17 protein-coding genes and 1 riboswitch are annotated in these 14792 nt (G+C 73.9%); of the genes, 4 read left to right on the plus strand and 13 right to left on the minus strand.

Going from position 1 to position 14792, the window contains the following annotated elements:
- Window positions 1-10: 10 nt before the first annotated feature.
- Both AC3WRM_RS04180 and AC3WRM_RS04185 read right to left on the minus strand, forming a co-directional pair.
- On the minus strand, window positions 11-406 hold the full coding sequence (locus AC3WRM_RS04180) for a DUF6157 family protein (RefSeq protein ID WP_492247499.1): 396 nt from the start codon (window positions 404-406) through the stop codon (window positions 11-13).
- 83 nt (window positions 407-489) lie between these two features.
- Window positions 490-1050 (minus strand): TIGR03086 family metal-binding protein, encoded by a 561-nt coding sequence (locus AC3WRM_RS04185; protein WP_492247498.1) that lies wholly within the window; start codon window positions 1048-1050, stop codon window positions 490-492.
- 47 nt (window positions 1051-1097) lie between these two features.
- Here AC3WRM_RS04185 and AC3WRM_RS04190 point away from each other — a divergent pair, with 47 nt between their 5' ends.
- Both AC3WRM_RS04190 and AC3WRM_RS04195 read left to right on the plus strand, forming a co-directional pair.
- Window positions 1098-1628: a hypothetical protein gene (locus AC3WRM_RS04190; protein WP_492247497.1), complete on the plus strand. Its 531-nt coding sequence runs from the start codon at window positions 1098-1100 to the stop codon at window positions 1626-1628.
- Window positions 1629-1674: 46 nt separating this feature from the next.
- Window positions 1675-2295, plus strand: coding sequence for a hypothetical protein (locus tag AC3WRM_RS04195; RefSeq protein WP_492247496.1), 621 nt, complete (start codon window positions 1675-1677; stop codon window positions 2293-2295).
- Window positions 2296-2298: 3 nt separating this feature from the next.
- On the opposite strand, the gene trhO is transcribed toward AC3WRM_RS04195, so the two are convergent.
- Both trhO and AC3WRM_RS04205 read right to left on the minus strand, forming a co-directional pair.
- The gene (gene trhO, locus AC3WRM_RS04200) at window positions 2299-3180 is read right to left on the minus strand and encodes an oxygen-dependent tRNA uridine(34) hydroxylase TrhO (RefSeq protein WP_492247495.1); all 882 of its coding nucleotides are present in this window, start codon (window positions 3178-3180) and stop codon (window positions 2299-2301) included.
- Between the two features lie 31 nt (window positions 3181-3211).
- Complete coding sequence (locus tag AC3WRM_RS04205; protein WP_492247494.1) at window positions 3212-3733, minus strand: 2'-5' RNA ligase family protein; 522 nt, start codon at window positions 3731-3733, stop codon at window positions 3212-3214.
- Between the two features lie 25 nt (window positions 3734-3758).
- Between AC3WRM_RS04205 and AC3WRM_RS04210 the strand changes: the two genes are divergently transcribed.
- Window positions 3759-5177 carry an amidase gene (locus AC3WRM_RS04210; protein ID WP_492247493.1) on the plus strand — a complete coding sequence of 473 codons (1419 nt, stop codon included), beginning with the start codon at window positions 3759-3761 and terminating at the stop codon, window positions 5175-5177.
- Between the two features lie 4 nt (window positions 5178-5181).
- Here the strand turns inward: AC3WRM_RS04210 and map are convergent, their stop codons facing one another.
- Window positions 5182-5955, minus strand: a complete 774-nt coding sequence (map, locus tag AC3WRM_RS04215; protein WP_492247492.1) for a type I methionyl aminopeptidase — start codon at window positions 5953-5955, stop codon at window positions 5182-5184.
- Between the two features lie 154 nt (window positions 5956-6109).
- Between map and AC3WRM_RS04220 the strand changes: the two genes are divergently transcribed.
- Window positions 6110-8227, plus strand: coding sequence for a PhoX family protein (locus AC3WRM_RS04220; RefSeq protein ID WP_492247491.1), 2118 nt, complete (start codon window positions 6110-6112; stop codon window positions 8225-8227).
- Window positions 8228-8335: 108 nt separating this feature from the next.
- Here AC3WRM_RS04220 and AC3WRM_RS04225 read toward each other — a convergent pair whose 3' ends face one another.
- The 8 genes from AC3WRM_RS04225 to AC3WRM_RS04260 all read right to left on the minus strand — a co-directional run bounded on the left by AC3WRM_RS04225 (window position 8336) and on the right by AC3WRM_RS04260 (window position 14714).
- The gene (locus tag AC3WRM_RS04225) at window positions 8336-8719 is read right to left on the minus strand and encodes a hypothetical protein (protein ID WP_492247490.1); all 384 of its coding nucleotides are present in this window, start codon (window positions 8717-8719) and stop codon (window positions 8336-8338) included.
- Window positions 8720-8839: 120 nt separating this feature from the next.
- On the minus strand, window positions 8840-9661 hold the full coding sequence (locus AC3WRM_RS04230) for an SDR family oxidoreductase (protein ID WP_492247489.1): 822 nt from the start codon (window positions 9659-9661) through the stop codon (window positions 8840-8842).
- 30 nt (window positions 9662-9691) lie between these two features.
- Entirely contained in the window at window positions 9692-10918 is a 1227-nt protein-coding gene (locus AC3WRM_RS04235) for an acyl-CoA dehydrogenase family protein (RefSeq protein WP_492247488.1), read from the minus strand.
- A 1-nt stretch (window position 10919) separates the two neighbouring features.
- Window positions 10920-11378, minus strand: a complete 459-nt coding sequence (locus AC3WRM_RS04240) for a MaoC family dehydratase (protein ID WP_067853399.1) — start codon at window positions 11376-11378, stop codon at window positions 10920-10922.
- Window positions 11379-11475: 97 nt separating this feature from the next.
- Window positions 11476-12165: an energy-coupling factor transporter transmembrane component T family protein gene (locus AC3WRM_RS04245; protein ID WP_492247487.1), complete on the minus strand. Its 690-nt coding sequence runs from the start codon at window positions 12163-12165 to the stop codon at window positions 11476-11478.
- Window positions 12162-13484 carry an ATP-binding cassette domain-containing protein gene (locus AC3WRM_RS04250; RefSeq protein WP_492247486.1) on the minus strand — a complete coding sequence of 441 codons (1323 nt, stop codon included), beginning with the start codon at window positions 13482-13484 and terminating at the stop codon, window positions 12162-12164. Before AC3WRM_RS04250 ends, AC3WRM_RS04245 begins: the two co-directional genes overlap by 4 nt.
- An 86-nt stretch (window positions 13485-13570) precedes the next feature.
- The gene (locus tag AC3WRM_RS04255) at window positions 13571-14209 is read right to left on the minus strand and encodes an ECF transporter S component (protein ID WP_492247485.1); all 639 of its coding nucleotides are present in this window, start codon (window positions 14207-14209) and stop codon (window positions 13571-13573) included.
- Window positions 14199-14308: riboswitch (TPP riboswitch) on the minus strand. (Overlaps the previous gene by 11 nt.)
- 7 nt (window positions 14309-14315) lie before the next feature.
- Entirely contained in the window at window positions 14316-14714 is a 399-nt protein-coding gene (locus tag AC3WRM_RS04260; RefSeq protein ID WP_492247484.1) for a hypothetical protein, read from the minus strand.
- Between the last annotated feature and the right edge of the window lie 78 nt (window positions 14715-14792).

Below are 14792 nucleotides of genomic sequence, written 5' to 3' on the forward strand. Positions count from 1 at the left end.
GGCTGGGACCTCAGGCTCGGGACGACCGCATGCCCTCGCGCTGCTGGAGGGCGGGGTCGGCGCGGAACGCCGCGTACGCGGCCGACTCCACGGGCACGAGCGCCACACGCCCCTCGGCATCGTGGTGGACGCCCCAGCCGTACCGCTTGACGAGGGGCGAGGCGCGCAGGCACGGCTGCCCCTGGGAGAAGAAGGTCTCGCGGTCGATGCCGCGCCGTTCGCCCTGGGAGAGGTGGACGACGTCGTCGGAGGTGTAGCGGTAGGGCGCGTCGACCAGGAGGTCGTACTGGAGCCGCGCGACGCTCGGCGTGGCCCGCTCCGGGGGCACCTGCGCCGTCGTGGCGGGGCAGTCGGGCGAGACCGACGTGAAGGTGTCGTGGTTGTTCGTCGTGTGCAGCGTGGCCATGGTCGCTCCCGGGTTCCCCACCATGGTGCTGCCGGCGTCCGACAGAATCCAGCCCCGCGTGGTGTGCCCGGCCTCGACCGGGGTCAGCGCGGCGGGCTCCAGGCGGGGTCGCGACCGATGAAGCCGACGAACCGGTCCTGCACGGACGCGTCGTCGGGGACGGGGACGGCCGGGCCGTACTGGCCGGAGCCGCGCAGCAGGTCCTCGATCGGCTGCATGCCGGCGAGCATCGCGGTGCAGCGGTCGGGGTCGAGCTCGACGTCCTGGCCGCTCGCGCGGGCGAGGTCCCAGGTGTGCATGAAGACGTCGGCCGTGTAGAACTGCGCGACCGCCTGGCCGAGCGGGTGCGTGCCGACGTGGGGGTGGGTGAACGGACGGTCCGCGTCGGGTGCGTCGAGGAGCGCCTGCACGGCGTCGGCGTGGTCGCGCCAGGCGGCTGCGGGGTCGACGGGTCGCGGGTCGGCCGTCCCGAGCGCGACGCCGCCGGCGGACAGGAAGGCCGGCAGCCAGGTGACCAGGTGCTCGACGACGTCGCGGGCGGTCCAGCCCTCGACCGGCGCGGGGGCGTCCCAGTCGGTCACGGCGTCGGCCACGGAGGTGAACCCCGCGGCGAGGAGCCGGTGGTCGTCGGCCGATGTGCTCATGGCGGCCCACGCTAGACCGTGGACGGGGTCGTGGCCATACTGCGGCCATGAGCCACGACGACGTCGACCCGCTGCTGGCCGGTCGCGCCGGGCTGGGATACGCCGAGCTGGACGAGTGCGCCCGACGGCTGCGCGACCTGCTGGTCGCCACGGCGGAGCGGCAGATCGGCCGCCCCCTGCTGCACGAGTTCGCCATCGAGGTCGACACCGACCCGGTCCTGCGGCTCAGCCCGCCCGACGGCTACCGGCGCCCGGCGGCCGGAGCGGTGTCGGTGCGGGTCGTGGTGCAGTCGCGCACCTCGAGCGCGGCCCGGCTCGGCGTGAGGGTGACGGTGTGGCCGGCGCTCGGCGGGGCCGACGTCGTCGACCTCCTGGTGGTGCGCGAGGGCGCCGCCGCACCCGAGGGTCACCTGCTCGAGGTGCGGGTCGACGAGGTGCACCCGGTCCCGACCGACGCGCTGCAGCGGCGGCTGAACGACGTCGTGGCCCGACAGGTCGCGCTCGTGGTGAGCGACCTCAACATCGCGATGCAGCGCAACCTCGCCAACCCCGACTGGGACGGCGGCGAGCTCGGCTGACGACCTCACCGAGCACAGTCCTGGACGGACGACTAGGTTGACCGTCATGCGCCTCCTCGACCGCGTCCCCGTGCGCGCCCTCCTCGTCGCCGCCACCGCCACCGTCGTGCTGACCGCCTGCGGCGGCAACGACTCCGACTCCGCCGGCTCCCCGTCCTCCTCGGCCAGCGCCTCGGCCGACGGGGGCGACTCCTCCGCCCCCGCCCCCACCGCGAAGCCCGCCGACGGCGACCGCATCGAGGCCGACGGCTTCAGCTACGCCGTGCCGCAGGGCTGGAAGGAGAACAAGGGAGGCGCGGGCGCGGCCCTGAGCCTGGCCATCGACACGACCGACAAGGACGGCTTCGCCGACAACGTCAACGTCGTCTCCGACCCGACGATCGTCAACGTCAGCGGCAAGCAGCTCGAGGACGCGCTCGTGAAGGTGCTGGAGCGCGCGAACGCCCAGGAGGTCGAGGTGCGCGACCCGCTCACCATCGACGGCCAGGAGGCCGTGCACTCCACCGCGCTGTTCAACCTCAACGGCAACGAGTACCGCGTCGAGCAGTACACGCTCGCCGTCGACGGCAAGGGCTACGTCATCACGTTCTCCCACAACAAGGACCTGTCGGAGGCCGACCGCGACGCGGTCGACCAGTCGATCCTCGCCAGCTGGTCCTGGGCCTGACGGTCAGCGGCCGCAGACGGCCGACCCGGTCGTGCACGCGGGGCAGCGCACCATCTGCCGCACGCACGCCGGGTCGGCGCAGTCGACGACGTCGCGACTCGGCGTGCCGCACGTGTCGCAGACCCCCACGACCTTCGCGTCGGGGCTGAACTCGACGGTGGTGCGGGCGTCGAAGACGTACATCGACCCCTCCCAGAGCCCGGTGTCGCCGTACGTCTCGCCGTAGCGGTGGATGCCGCCGTCGAGCTGGTACACGCGCTGGAACCCGCGGCTGCGCATGAGCGGGGTGAGCACCTCGCAGCGGATGCCGCCCGTGCAGTACGTGACGACGGGCCGGTCCTTCAGGTCGTCGTAGGCGCCGGAGTCGAGCAGCTCGACGAACTCGCGCGTGGTCTCGACGTCGGGCCGCACCGCGCCGGCGAAGCGTCCGACCTCGGACTCGATGCGGTTGCGGCCGTCGAAGAAGACGACGTCCTCCGTCTCGACCAGCGCGTGCAGCGCCTCGGGGCTGAGGTGCTCGCCGCCGCCGACCACGCCGTCCGCGTCGACGGCCAGCTCGTCGGGCGCGCCGAACGTGACGACCTCCTCGCGCACCTTGACCGAGAGCCGCGGGAACAGCGCCGTCGTCACGCCGTCGTCGAGGGCGCGTCCCGCCGACCACTTCACGTCGGCAGCACGGAACGGCGCGTACTCGCGCAGGCCCCGCACGTAGCGCTTGAGGGCGTCGAGGTCGCCGCCGAGCGTCGCGTTGATCCCGTGGGAGGACACGATCACCCGCCCGCGCAGACCCAGCGACCCGGCGAGGCTCAGCTGCCACACACGGATCGCGTCGGGGTCGGGCACGGGGGTGAAGACGTAGAACAGGATCACCTTCGGCACGGCCACGTCGACGATTGTCCCTGACGTGCCGCGCGGCTCAGAGCAGCCAGGTCTTCCGCGTCTCGGGGTCCCAGCGGCGCACGGCGTCGACACGACCCTCCCGCTCGCGTCCGACGTCGGACAGTGCGGCCAGAGCCGCGGGCAGGAGCCCGACGTCGAGCCGGTGCGCGAGCGTGACGTGCGGCGTCCACGCGTCGGGCCGCACGTGCGCGACGACGCCGGGCTGGTCGCCCACGGCGTCGAGCACCTGCGCGTGCAGGTCGAGCAGGCCGGCGGACACCACGACCGAGCGGGCGAGGACGCACCGGCCCGACGGCCCCGGGAGGACGAGCAGGCCGCCGAGCCGCAGGGCAGGGAGGTCCTCCGGCACGGCAGCGGCGAGCCGGGACTCGGCCTCGGCGCCGATCCGCTCGGCGACGGCGAGCGTGACGTGCGGGGCGTTCGACGGGCCCGGGTGCCGGGCCTGGCTGGGCAGGCCGGCGTCGAGGAGCCGCGCCCACTCCTCCCTCACGCTCGCGTCGAGCACCGGGTCGAGCAGGGCCTCCACGGACTGCAGCACGGGCTCAGCGTGGCACGCTGGAGCGGTGACCGCGCTGCACGAGCTCGACGCCCACGCGATGGCCGACGCGATGGCGGCCGGGGAGACCACCTCGGTCGAGCTGGTCGAGCACCACCTCGCCCGCGTGGAGCAGCATGCCGCGACGCTCGGCGCGTTCGTGACGGTGACCGCGGAGGCGGCGCTGGAGGCCGCGCACGCCGCCGACGCCCGCCGACGCTCGACGTCGGCGCGCGACCTGCCGCCGTTCCTCGGCGTGCCCACGGCGTTCAAGGACCTCACCCCCACCGCGGGCGTGCGCACCACGCTCGGGTCGCGCCTGATGGCCGACCACGTGCCCGACGTCGACGCGCACGTCGTGACGCTCGTGCAGCTCGCGGGCTTCGTGAGCCTGGGCAAGACGAACACGCCCGAGATGGGGCTGTCGTCCTACACCGACAACGACCTCGTGGGCCCGGCCCGCACCCCCTGGGACCCGTCGCGGACGGCGGGCGGGTCGTCCGGGGGCGCCGCCGCAGCCGTGGCGGCAGGGCTCGTGCCGCTCGCCCAGGGCAGCGACGGTGGCGGCTCGATCCGCATCCCGTCGAGCTGCTGCGGCGTCTTCGGGTTCAAGCCGAGCCGCGGTCGGGTGAGCGCCGGGCCGACGGGGTCGGACTGGAGCGGCCTCTCGGGCGACGGTCCGATCGCCCGCACCGTGCGCGACGCGGCGGCGCTGCTCGACGCGATGGCGCACCCCATGCCGGGCGACCTGCGTCCGCTGCCCGACCCCGCGGAGCCCTTCACCGCCTGGGCCGCGCGCCGCCCGGAGCGGCTGAGGATCGCCCGCTGGGTCGACCCCTACCTGCCCGGCGTGGAGGCCTCGGCGTCGTCCGTGCGGGCGTGGGAGCACGCGACCGACGTGCTGCGCTCCCTCGGCCACGAGGTCGTCGACGTCGACAACCCGTTCCCGCCCGCGCTCGAGCCGCAGTTCAACGTCGTCTGGTCCAGCGGCATGGCCGCGGCCCCGATCCCCGACGCGGCGCTCGACCTGCTGCGTCCGACGACCCGCTACTGGCTGGAGCGGGGGCGCACGTACAGCGCCGCCGAGCTCGCGCGGGCGATCCAGTTCCTCGAGGCCACGACGCGCGACGTCGTGACGTCCATGGCCGGGTTCGACGCCTGGCTCACCCCGACCCTCGCCCTGCCGCCGCAGCCGGTCGCGTGGTTCACCGAGTCCGGCGACCCCGTCGAGGACCACCGTCGCGAGCTCGACTTCACGCCGTACACGGCCGTCTACAACATGGCGGGCGTCCCGGCCGCGAGCCTGCCGCTGTCCGTGGTCGACGGGCTGCCGGTGGGGGTCATGCTCGCCGGCCGCCCCGGCGAGGACGGTCCGCTCCTCTCCCTGTGCGCCCAGGTCGAGCAGGCGGACCCGTGGCACGCCCGCCGACCGCCCCTGGGGCAGTAGGGGATCAGCGGGCGCGCGCGGTGAGGATCACCGGGTCGCCGTCGGTGACGGCGATGGTGTGCTCGCTGTGCGCGCCGCGCGACCCGTCGGCGCTGCGGATCGTCCAGCCGTCAGGGTCCATGACGATCTCGTCGGTCGACTGCAGGAACCACGGCTCGATGGCCACGACCAGACCGGGGTCGAGCCGGACGCCGCGACCGGGCCGACCGTCGTTCGGCAGGTGCAGGTCGCCGTGCATGGTGCGCCCGACGCTGTGGCCGCCGAACTGGGTGTTGACGAGCAGGCCGTGCGACCGGGCGACCCCGCCGATCGCGGCGCTGATGTCGCCGAGCCGGTTGCCCGCGCGGGCCGCGTCGATGCCGGCCGCGAGCGCCTCCTCGGTGGCGGCGATGAGGGCAAGGTCCTCCTCGCGCGGCGTCCCCACGACGATGCTGACGGCGGAGTCGCCGACCCAGCCGTCGACCGAGCAGGCGAAGTCGAAGCTGACGAGGTCGCCGTCCTTCAGCCGGTAGCGGTGCGGCAGACCGTGCAGGACCGCGTCGTTGACCGACGTGCACAGCACCTTGCCGAAGGGCCCGCGCCCGAAGGAGGGGGCGTAGTCGATGTAGCAGGACTCCGCGCCGCGCTCACGGATCATCCGGTGCGCGAGGGCGTCGAGGTCGAGCAGGTCGACACCGACGTCGGCGGCGTCGACGAGGGCGGTGAGGACCTCGCCGACGAACTGCCCGGCGGCGCGCATCTCGTCGACCTGGGCGGGGGTGCGGAGCTCGATGGCCATGTCGCCGAGGGTAGTCCGCCGGGTCCGTCCGGCCGCCGAGGAGGCCGTCACCTCGTGTTCACCGCAGGTCCACGTCGGCGTGGACCGCCTTCCCTAGCGTCAGCACGTCGAGGGGGACGGCCCGACGTCCCCCGGCTCTGGAGGAACTCTTCTCGTGACGATCTCGCCCGAACGCCCCCTGCTGCCCGTCGTCCCCCACACCGGTGACGTCGAGGGCTGCTCCCCCACCGCCCCCTGTGCGTCCGGCCGCGCGGCCATGACGTGCCTGTACCGCTGCGGCGACGCCTGCTCGCACGACGCACCCAACACGTCGTCGAACGAGACCTTCGCCGACGTCATGGCGCAGGTCGCCAGCCGCCGCGGCGTGCTGCGCGCCGGTGCCGTCATCGGTGCCGCGACCGCCGCCACCGCCGCGTTCGCCGGCCCCGTGGCCGCCGCCCCCGTCAGCCTGCCCGCCGCGAAGGGCGGTCCCGCCTCCTCGACCGTGAAGAAGGGCCCGCTCGGCCTGCGGTTCCGTCCGGTCGCGCCCAACACCGCCGACGCCGTCAGCGTCCCCGAGGGCTACACGCAGGACGTCGTGATCCGCTGGGGCGACCCGCTGTTCAAGGACTCGCCGCGCTGGTCGCCGACCACCCAGAGCGGCGCGGCGCAGCGTCGCCAGTTCGGCTTCAACAACGACTTCCTGGCCCTGCTGCCGCTCGCCCGCGGCACGCAGCTGCTCGTGGCCAACCACGAGTACACGACCGAGGAGATGATGTACCCCGGCTACGACGCGGCCAACCCGACCAAGGAGCAGGTCGAGACGTCGTGGGCCGCGCACGGCCTGTCGGTCGTCACGGTGCAGGAGACCCGGTCCGGCTCGCTCAAGCCGGTCGTCGGGCACCGGCTCAACCGCCGCTTCCACACGCAGTCGCGGTTCGTGCTCACCGGTCCGGTCGCCGGCCACGCGCTCGTGCGCACCAAGGCCGACCCGAGGGGCCGCACGGTGCTGGGGACGCTCAACAACTGCGCCGGCGGCACCACCCCGTGGGGCACCTGGCTGACGGCCGAGGAGAACTTCAACCAGTACTTCGCCAACGCGGCCCAGGTCACCGACCCGACGACGGCCCAGCGGCTCGCCCGCTACGGCGTGTCCGGCAACGCGACCACCCGCCAGTGGGAGAAGTTCGACGAGCGCTTCGACCTGACCGTCGAGCCGAACGAGGTCAACCGCTTCGGCTGGATCGTCGAGATCGACCCCTACGACCCGACGTCGACGCCGCGCAAGCGCACCGCCCTCGGCCGCTTCAAGCACGAGGCCGCGACGCCCCGCATCACGAAGGACGGTCGCGTCGCGGTGTACATGGGCGACGACGAGCGCTTCGACTACCTCTACAAGTTCGTCTCGCGCGACAAGGTCAAGAAGGGCACCTCGCGCGCCGCGAAGCGTCACAACGACACGCTGCTGGACCACGGCACGCTCTACGTCGCCCGCCTCACCGGCGACTCGCCGTCCGCGCAGATCGACGGCTCCGGCACGCTGCCCAAGGACGGGCAGTTCGACGGCTCCGGCGCCTGGATCCCGCTCGTGAGCGGCGACCGCTCGTTCGTCCAGGGCTTCACGGCCGAGGAGGTGCTCCTGTTCACGCGCCTCGCCGCCGACCAGGTGGGCGCCACCAAGATGGACCGCCCGGAGGACGTCGAGCCGAGCCCCGTGAGCGGCAAGGTCTACGTCGCGCTGACGAACAACTCCAACCGCGGCGCGTCCGGCAAGGCCGGATCCGACGAGGCGAACCCGCGCAAGGCCAACAAGAACGGCCACGTGCTGGAGCTGACGGAGCGGCGCAACGACAGCGCGTCCACCAGGTTCGAGTGGAACCTGCTGCTCGTGTGCGGCGACCCGAACGACCCGTCGACGTACTTCGGCGGCTACGACAAGTCGCAGGTCTCGCCGATCTCGTGCCCCGACAACGTCGCGTTCGACCGGCACGGGAACCTGTGGATCTCCACGGACGGCAACGCGCTCGGCTCGAACGACGGCCTGTTCGGCGTGGCGGTGGAGGGTCGTGACCGCGGCCTGACCCGCCAGTTCCTCACGGTGCCGTTCGGTGCGGAGACGTGCGGCCCGGTCGTGCAGCGCAAGCGCGTCCTGGTCTGCGTCCAGCACCCGGGCGAGAAGGACGGCGCGACCGCCGACGCGCCGGCGTCCCACTGGCCCGACGGAGGCACCTCCCTGCCCCGTCCGGCCGTCGCCCTCGTGCGACGCAAGGACGGCGGCGACATCGGCGCCTGACCTCCCTCAGCGTCGAGCACGACGCCCCGCCCGGGACCCGGGCGGGGCGTCGTCGCGTCGTGGGCGTGGGGTCTGCGTCGTGGGGCGGGGGAGTCGTGGGACGGGGGCTCAGCCGAGGCTGCGGCGGGCGGTCGACATCTGGTGGCAGACGACGGCGGCGACGAGCGCGGCCGTGCCGAGCGTCGCGAGGGCGTGCGCACCCAGCAGGGCGCCCTCGGGGGCGGAGAAGACGGCCGACGTCAGGGCGGCCCCGCCGACCAGCGACGCGCCGGCCGCGGCGTGCACCACCGGGGTGCGCTGCTCGGCGGTGACCGTCGACCACGCCTGGTAGCAGATGCCGGCGACGACGAGGGCCGCCACGACGAGCAGGACCCGTCCCGGCACGACGAAGCCGTCGGGCCAGTCGACGTCGCCCAGCACGTCGGTGACGTAGAGCGCCAGCACGACGAGCTCGGCGAGGGCGGGCACCACGAGGCCGGGTCCGATCTTCATGGCCGCGACCCTACCCACCGCCACCCCTCCCCCAACTTTCGGACACTTGCGGGGCGTTCTCACGCCCCGCAACGCCCCGCAACTGTCCGAAAGTTGGAGGTGGGGTGGGGGTGGGGTGGGTCAGGACTCGAGGGTGCGGCGGTAGCGCTGCATGCCGGCGACCCAGCGGTCGGGGTCGGACGCCTTCTGGGCCCACATCGTGGCGACCTCGGGGTGGGGCAGGGCCTGGAAGCGTCCGTCCTCGACCGCGTCGAGGATCGTGGCGGCGACGTCGGACGGGTCGAGCGGCTCGCCGGCCGACGTGACCGCCCGCATGCCGAGGCGTGCGTCGGCGTCGGTCGACGTCTCCCCTTCCTCGAGCATCGCCGTGCGCACGCCCATCGGGCAGGCCGTCGTCACCTGGACGCCGCGGTCGCCGTACGTGGCCGCCAGCCACTCCGCGAAGCCGACGGCGGCGTGCTTGGTCACCGAGTAGGTCGGCGAGCCCAGCTGCGTCAGCAGCCCCGCCGCCGACGCGACGCTCACGAAGCAGCCCGCCGGGCCGTCCGTCGCACCCCGCTCCAGCCACTGCGGCACGAGTGCCCGCGCCGCGGCCACGTGGGCCATGACGTTGACGTCCCACGACGCCGCCCAGTCCTGGGGCGCCGCGTCGAGGCCGAAGCCCTGGAACACGCCGGCGTTCGCGACGTACAGGTCGACCGGGGTCGGCGACGTCTGCAGCACGGCGTCGACGCCGATCTCCGCCGTCACGTCGGCCGCGCGGTGCAGCACCCGCTCGCCGAACTCCTCGGCGAGGGCGGAGGCCGCGTCGGCGAGCCGGTCACCGTCGAGGTCGGCCAGCACGACCGAGGCCGCGCCCCGCTCCAGCAGGGCGCGCGCCACCGCGAGGCCGATGCCGCCGGCCGCGCCGGTGACGACGGCGGCCGCGCCCTCCACCCTCATCCGCGCCCCACCTTCATCCGCGCCCCACCTTCATCCGCGCACCGCGTACTTCTTCAGCTCGGCCCGCGCCAGCGACGCCTTGTGCACCTCGTCGGGACCGTCGGCGAAGCGGAGCGTGCGGATGCCGGCGAACATCTCCGCGAGCGGGAAGTCCTGGCTGAGACCGCCCGCGCCGTGCACCTGGATGGCCTTGTCGAGGATCCACTCGACCGTCTGCGGCGTGGTGATCTTGATGGCCTGGATCTCCTTGTGGGCCCCGCGGTTGCCGACGGTGTCCATGAGCCAGGCGGTCTTGAGCGTCAGCAGGCGCAGCTGCTCCAGCCGCACGCGCGACTCCGCGATCCAGTCCTGCACGACGCCTTGCTGGGCGATCGGCTTGCCGAAGGTGGTGCGGCTCAGCGCCCGCTCGCACATGTACTGGACGGCGCGCTCGGCGATGCCGATGGAGCGCATGCAGTGGTGGATGCGCCCGGGCCCGAGCCGCGCCTGCGCGATCGCGAAGCCCTCGCCCTCGCCGCCGATGAGGTTCGACGCGGGCACGCGGACGTCGGTGAACCGCAGCTCGGCGTGGCCGCCGTGGTCGCGGTCGTGGTAGCCGAACACGTGCATGCCGCGCACGACCTCGAGGCCGGGGGTGTCGCGCGGGACGAGGATCATCGACTGCTGGCGGTGCCGCTCGGCCGACGGGTCGGTCTTGCCCATGACGATGAAGACGCGGCAGTTCGGGTTCATCGCGCCGGTGATCCACCACTTGCGACCGTTGATGACGTACTCGTCGCCGTCGCGCACGATCGACAGCTCGATGTTGGTGGCGTCGGAGGAGGCGACGTCGGGCTCGGTCATGGCGAACGCCGAGCGGATCTCGCCCTCCAGGAGCGGCTCGAGCCACTGCTCCTTCTGCTCCGGGGTGCCGAACATGGTCAGCACCTCCATGTTGCCCGTGTCGGGCGCGGCGCAGTTGAGCGCGGCGGGCGCGAGCTGGATCGAGCGACCCGTGATCTCGGCGAGCGGCGCGTACTGCAGGTTCGTCAGGCCGCCGCGCTCCGGGTGGCCGGCGAGGAAGAAGTTCCAGAGGCCACGCTCGCGCGCCTCGGCCTTGAGGCCGTCGAGCACGGCCGGCGGGTCCCAGCGATCCTCGGCGTAGAGGGCCTCGATCTGCTCGGCGGCCTCGGCCTCGGCCGGGTAGACGGCCTCGTCCATGAAGGCCTCGAGCTTCGCGATCAGCTCCGTGGTGGTCTCGTCGAAGGCGAAGTGCATGTCAGGCCGCCGCCATCACGTAGACGACCTCGGCGATGCAGACCGGCTTCTCCGCGCCCTCGCGCTCGACGACGAACGTGATGACGGCCTGGGTGCCGATCGGGATGTCGCTGGTCTCCTTGAGCGTCGCCGTCGCGCGCAGCCGCGAGTCGACGGGGACCGGGTTCGGGAAGCGCACCTTGTTGGCGCCGTAGTTCACCCCCATGGCCAGGCCGTTGACCGCGTAGATGTTCTCCGAGAACACCGGCAGCAGCGACAGCGTCAGGTAGCCGTGGGCGATCGTGCCGCCGAACGGGCCGGACGCGGCGCGCTCGGGGTCGACGTGGATCCACTGGTGGTCGCCGGTGGCGTCGGCGAAGGTGTTGATCTGCTCCTGCGTCACGGTGACCCAGTCGCTGGTGCCGAGCTCCTGCCCGGCAGCTGCCTTGAAGTCGTCGAGACTGTCGAACACGCGGGCCATGGGACTACCTCCGGGACAGGTCGCCCTCGGGCGACGACTAAGCGCTTGCTTAGTTCGCAGCCTAGACGACCTCGTCCCCTTTGTGCACCCCCGCGACCTACGTCAGGACGCGTGCGACCACGGGCACGAGCGCCAGCAGGGTCGCGACCACGACGACGGCGGTGTCGCGCACGGTCCATGGCACCCCCTGGGCCCAGGTCCGTCGCGTCGCGGTCGCGAACCCGCGGGCGTCCATCGCGATCGACGTCCGCCCGGCGTCGCGCAGGGCGGCGGCCAGCATGGCGAAGGTGACCGACCCGGCGTGGCGGACGGCCGACACCGGTCCGTCCGGCCCGGTGCCGCGCACGCGGCGTGCCCGGAGCACCTGCTGCACGGTCACGCCGAAGCCGGACACCCGCTGCAGCGACGCGACGAAGGCCGCCACCGGACGACCGGGCAGGTGGAGCCGCTGGGCGAGCTCGTCCCCCAGGTCGGACAGGTCGACGAACGCGACGACCACGGCCCCCGGCCAGGCGAGCACCAGGATCCGCAGCGCCGCCACCGGCGCGTGGTCGGGGTTGCCGAGCCGCCAGGCCGAGTAGGCCACCAGACCCGCGGACACGCCGCACAGTGCGAGGCACGCCACCGGGTAGCGCCAGGACGGCAGGACGAGGAGGCCGGCAAGGGCCCACCCCGTGGCCGCGGCGACGGCGGACGGAAGGTCGCGGACGGCGAAGGAGCCGAGCAGTGCCGCCACCCCGATCCACATCAGGGCCAGCGGGTTCGTCCGAGCCAGGACGCGTCTCATGGGGCCACCTCCACCCGCTCGGCCGCCAGGTCGACGACGTCGGCGTCGTGGGTGGCCGCGGCGACCACGGCGCCCTCGCCCGCCGCGGCGAGCGCGAGCCCGACCACGGCCGCCCACGTGTCCCGGTCCTGACCCACGGTCGGCTCGTCGAGCAGCACGACCTCCGGACGGTGGGCGACGGCCGTCAGCATCGAGACCCGTCGCTGCTCGCCGCCCGAGAGCCGGAACGGGTGCGTGGACGCCAGCGCACCCAGGCCGACGACGTCCAGCAGGGCGTCGACGTCGACGGTGCGCCCGGTCCGGCCGGCGGTGAGCGCGACCTCCTCGCGCACGGTCGCGGCGACGAACCCGTGCTCGGGGACCTGGGACGACCAGCCGACCTGCGCGGCGAGCTCGCGGCTGCGGAGCCGGTGACGTGACGGCGTCACCCGCCCCGACGTCGGCTCGAGGAGCCCGCCGAGGGCGGCGAGCAGCGTCGACTTGCCGGCACCGCTCGGCCCGGTGACGGCCGTGAGCCGGCCCGGGTCCAGCCGGGCGTTCACCCCGTCGAGCGCGCGGGTCCGCGTGACGCCGCGCATCGACCGGCTGGTCAGGTCGACGACGAGGTCCTGCGCCACCACGGACGTCGCCCGCGAGGCGGGCGCGACCAGCCGGGGATCGACCTCCAGGGGCGTGGGCGCGGGCAGGCCCGGCATCCAGAGCCCGAGCCGGCCCATGGCCTCGGCGTGGTCGCGCACGAGCACGTCGGGCGCGACGTCGGCCAGTAGCGCTCCGTCGCGTCCCAGCACCAGCACGCGGTCGACGAGGTCGAGCCACGGACCCATGCGGTGCTCGACGACGAGCAGCGTGGCACCGCGGGCGCCGACAGTCGTGCGCACCGCCTCGCGCACCGACGCGGCATGCTCGGGGTCCAGCATCGACGTCGGCTCGTCCAGCAGCAGCACGTCGGGCTCGACGGCCAGCGCACCGGCGAGGGCCAGGCGCTGCAGCTCGCCGCCGGAGAGCGCCGCCGTCGGGTGCTCCCGGCCGTAGGTCAGGCCGACGTCGGCCAGGGCGCGGTCGACACGGGCCCAGATCTCCGGTCGGGCGAGGGCGCGGTTCTCCGGCCCGAAGGCGACGTCGCGGCCGATCCGCTCGGCCACCACCGCGTCGCCCGGTGCCTGGGGGACGAAGCCGAGGACCCCGCCGACCTCGACCGTGCCGGTCAGGTCGCCCGACAACGTGGTGCCGAGGGCGCCGACGAGCGCGTGGAGCAGCGTGGACTTCCCCGCGCCGCTCGGGCCGAGCAGCATCACCCGCTCGCCGGGGTCGACGCGCACGTCGAGACCGGCGACGACCGGGTGGCGACGACCGAGCGGGCGCCAGGTCAGGCCCTCGACGCGGACCTGACCTGGCCGGAGGTCGCTCAGACCGCGTTCCGCTCGTGCAGCTCGCGGCCGGGGCCGAAGGCGTCGAGCACCCCGGCGCGGGCCAAAGCGCGCACGAGCAGCCAGCCGCCGGCGCCGGCGACGACCGCGCCGGACAGCGCGAAGAACGCGAGGTGGACCAGGCGGTCCGTTCCGGAGAAGACGCCTTCCCAGTAGGCGAACCACTCGTAGACCGAGCCGAACGCACCGGCTCCGGCGCCGGCCAGGACGGCGACGCCGAGGGAGAACCGTCGGTACAGGAACAGCGCGAGGACGAGCTCGGCGCCCAGGCCCTGCACGAGTCCCGAGGCCAGGACGCTCAGCCCCCACTCGGTGCCGCCGGGGACGAGCGCCGAGACCGCAGCGGCGGCGAGCTCGGTCACGAGCGCGGCACCCGGGCGGCGGATGATCAGGCCGGCGACGACACCCGCCAGCAGCCAGGGCCCGGCCAGCAGACCGAGGGACGGCGGGAAGGAGAAGACCGCCAGCGCGCTGATGCCGGCGTAGGCCTTGCCCCAGACCCAGAAGGTGACGCCGATGGCGACGGCGAGCGTCGCGATCGTGACGAGGTCGACGGTGCGGTACCGGAACGCCGACCCCAGGTCGGTGGACGGACGCGTGGATGCAGAACTACTCATCGTGACTCCCTTCGCCGGTGCTAACCGGAGCAGGTTCAAGGGTCTGCGGCTTCTCCGCACTCTCAGCGCCCTCTGCGTGGCGCTCCCCTGTCGTGGTGGGACCAGCCTAGCGGGAACCGGCGCCGTCGAGGGCCACCAGCCACGTGCCGGTCTCCCCGCTCACCACGGGCGGGGCGCCGGGAGGACGGCCGTCCGCCCGGTCGGCGACCTGCCGCGCGGCGGCACCGGCCGCGGCCTCGTCGTCGAACACCTCACAGGTCCCGTCGGCGCCGAGCACGACGTGCACCCCGCGACGCTCCCCCGGCGCGAGCGGCGAGCCGGACCGCAAGGGCCAGTCGTGGGCCACGTTGTGCAGGTGGGGTGCCCGGGCGTGCGCCTCGCTCAGGAGCTCGAACGCCTCCTGCACCGTCCCGACGACGGCCGCCGGTGCGAGCGCATCCTCGTCGGGGCCGAGCTCCACGACCCACGCCCTCGGGTCGGCGACCCTGCTCCCGAACCGCCCCACGTCCCGCTCCCCTCCGGCCCCTGGACTGCGTCACGTCGACACTAGCCTCCGCCGGGGCACGGAGCGGGACGGACGACG

This window comes from Aeromicrobium sp. EU05-FHT14F07 (genome assembly GCF_058790455.1).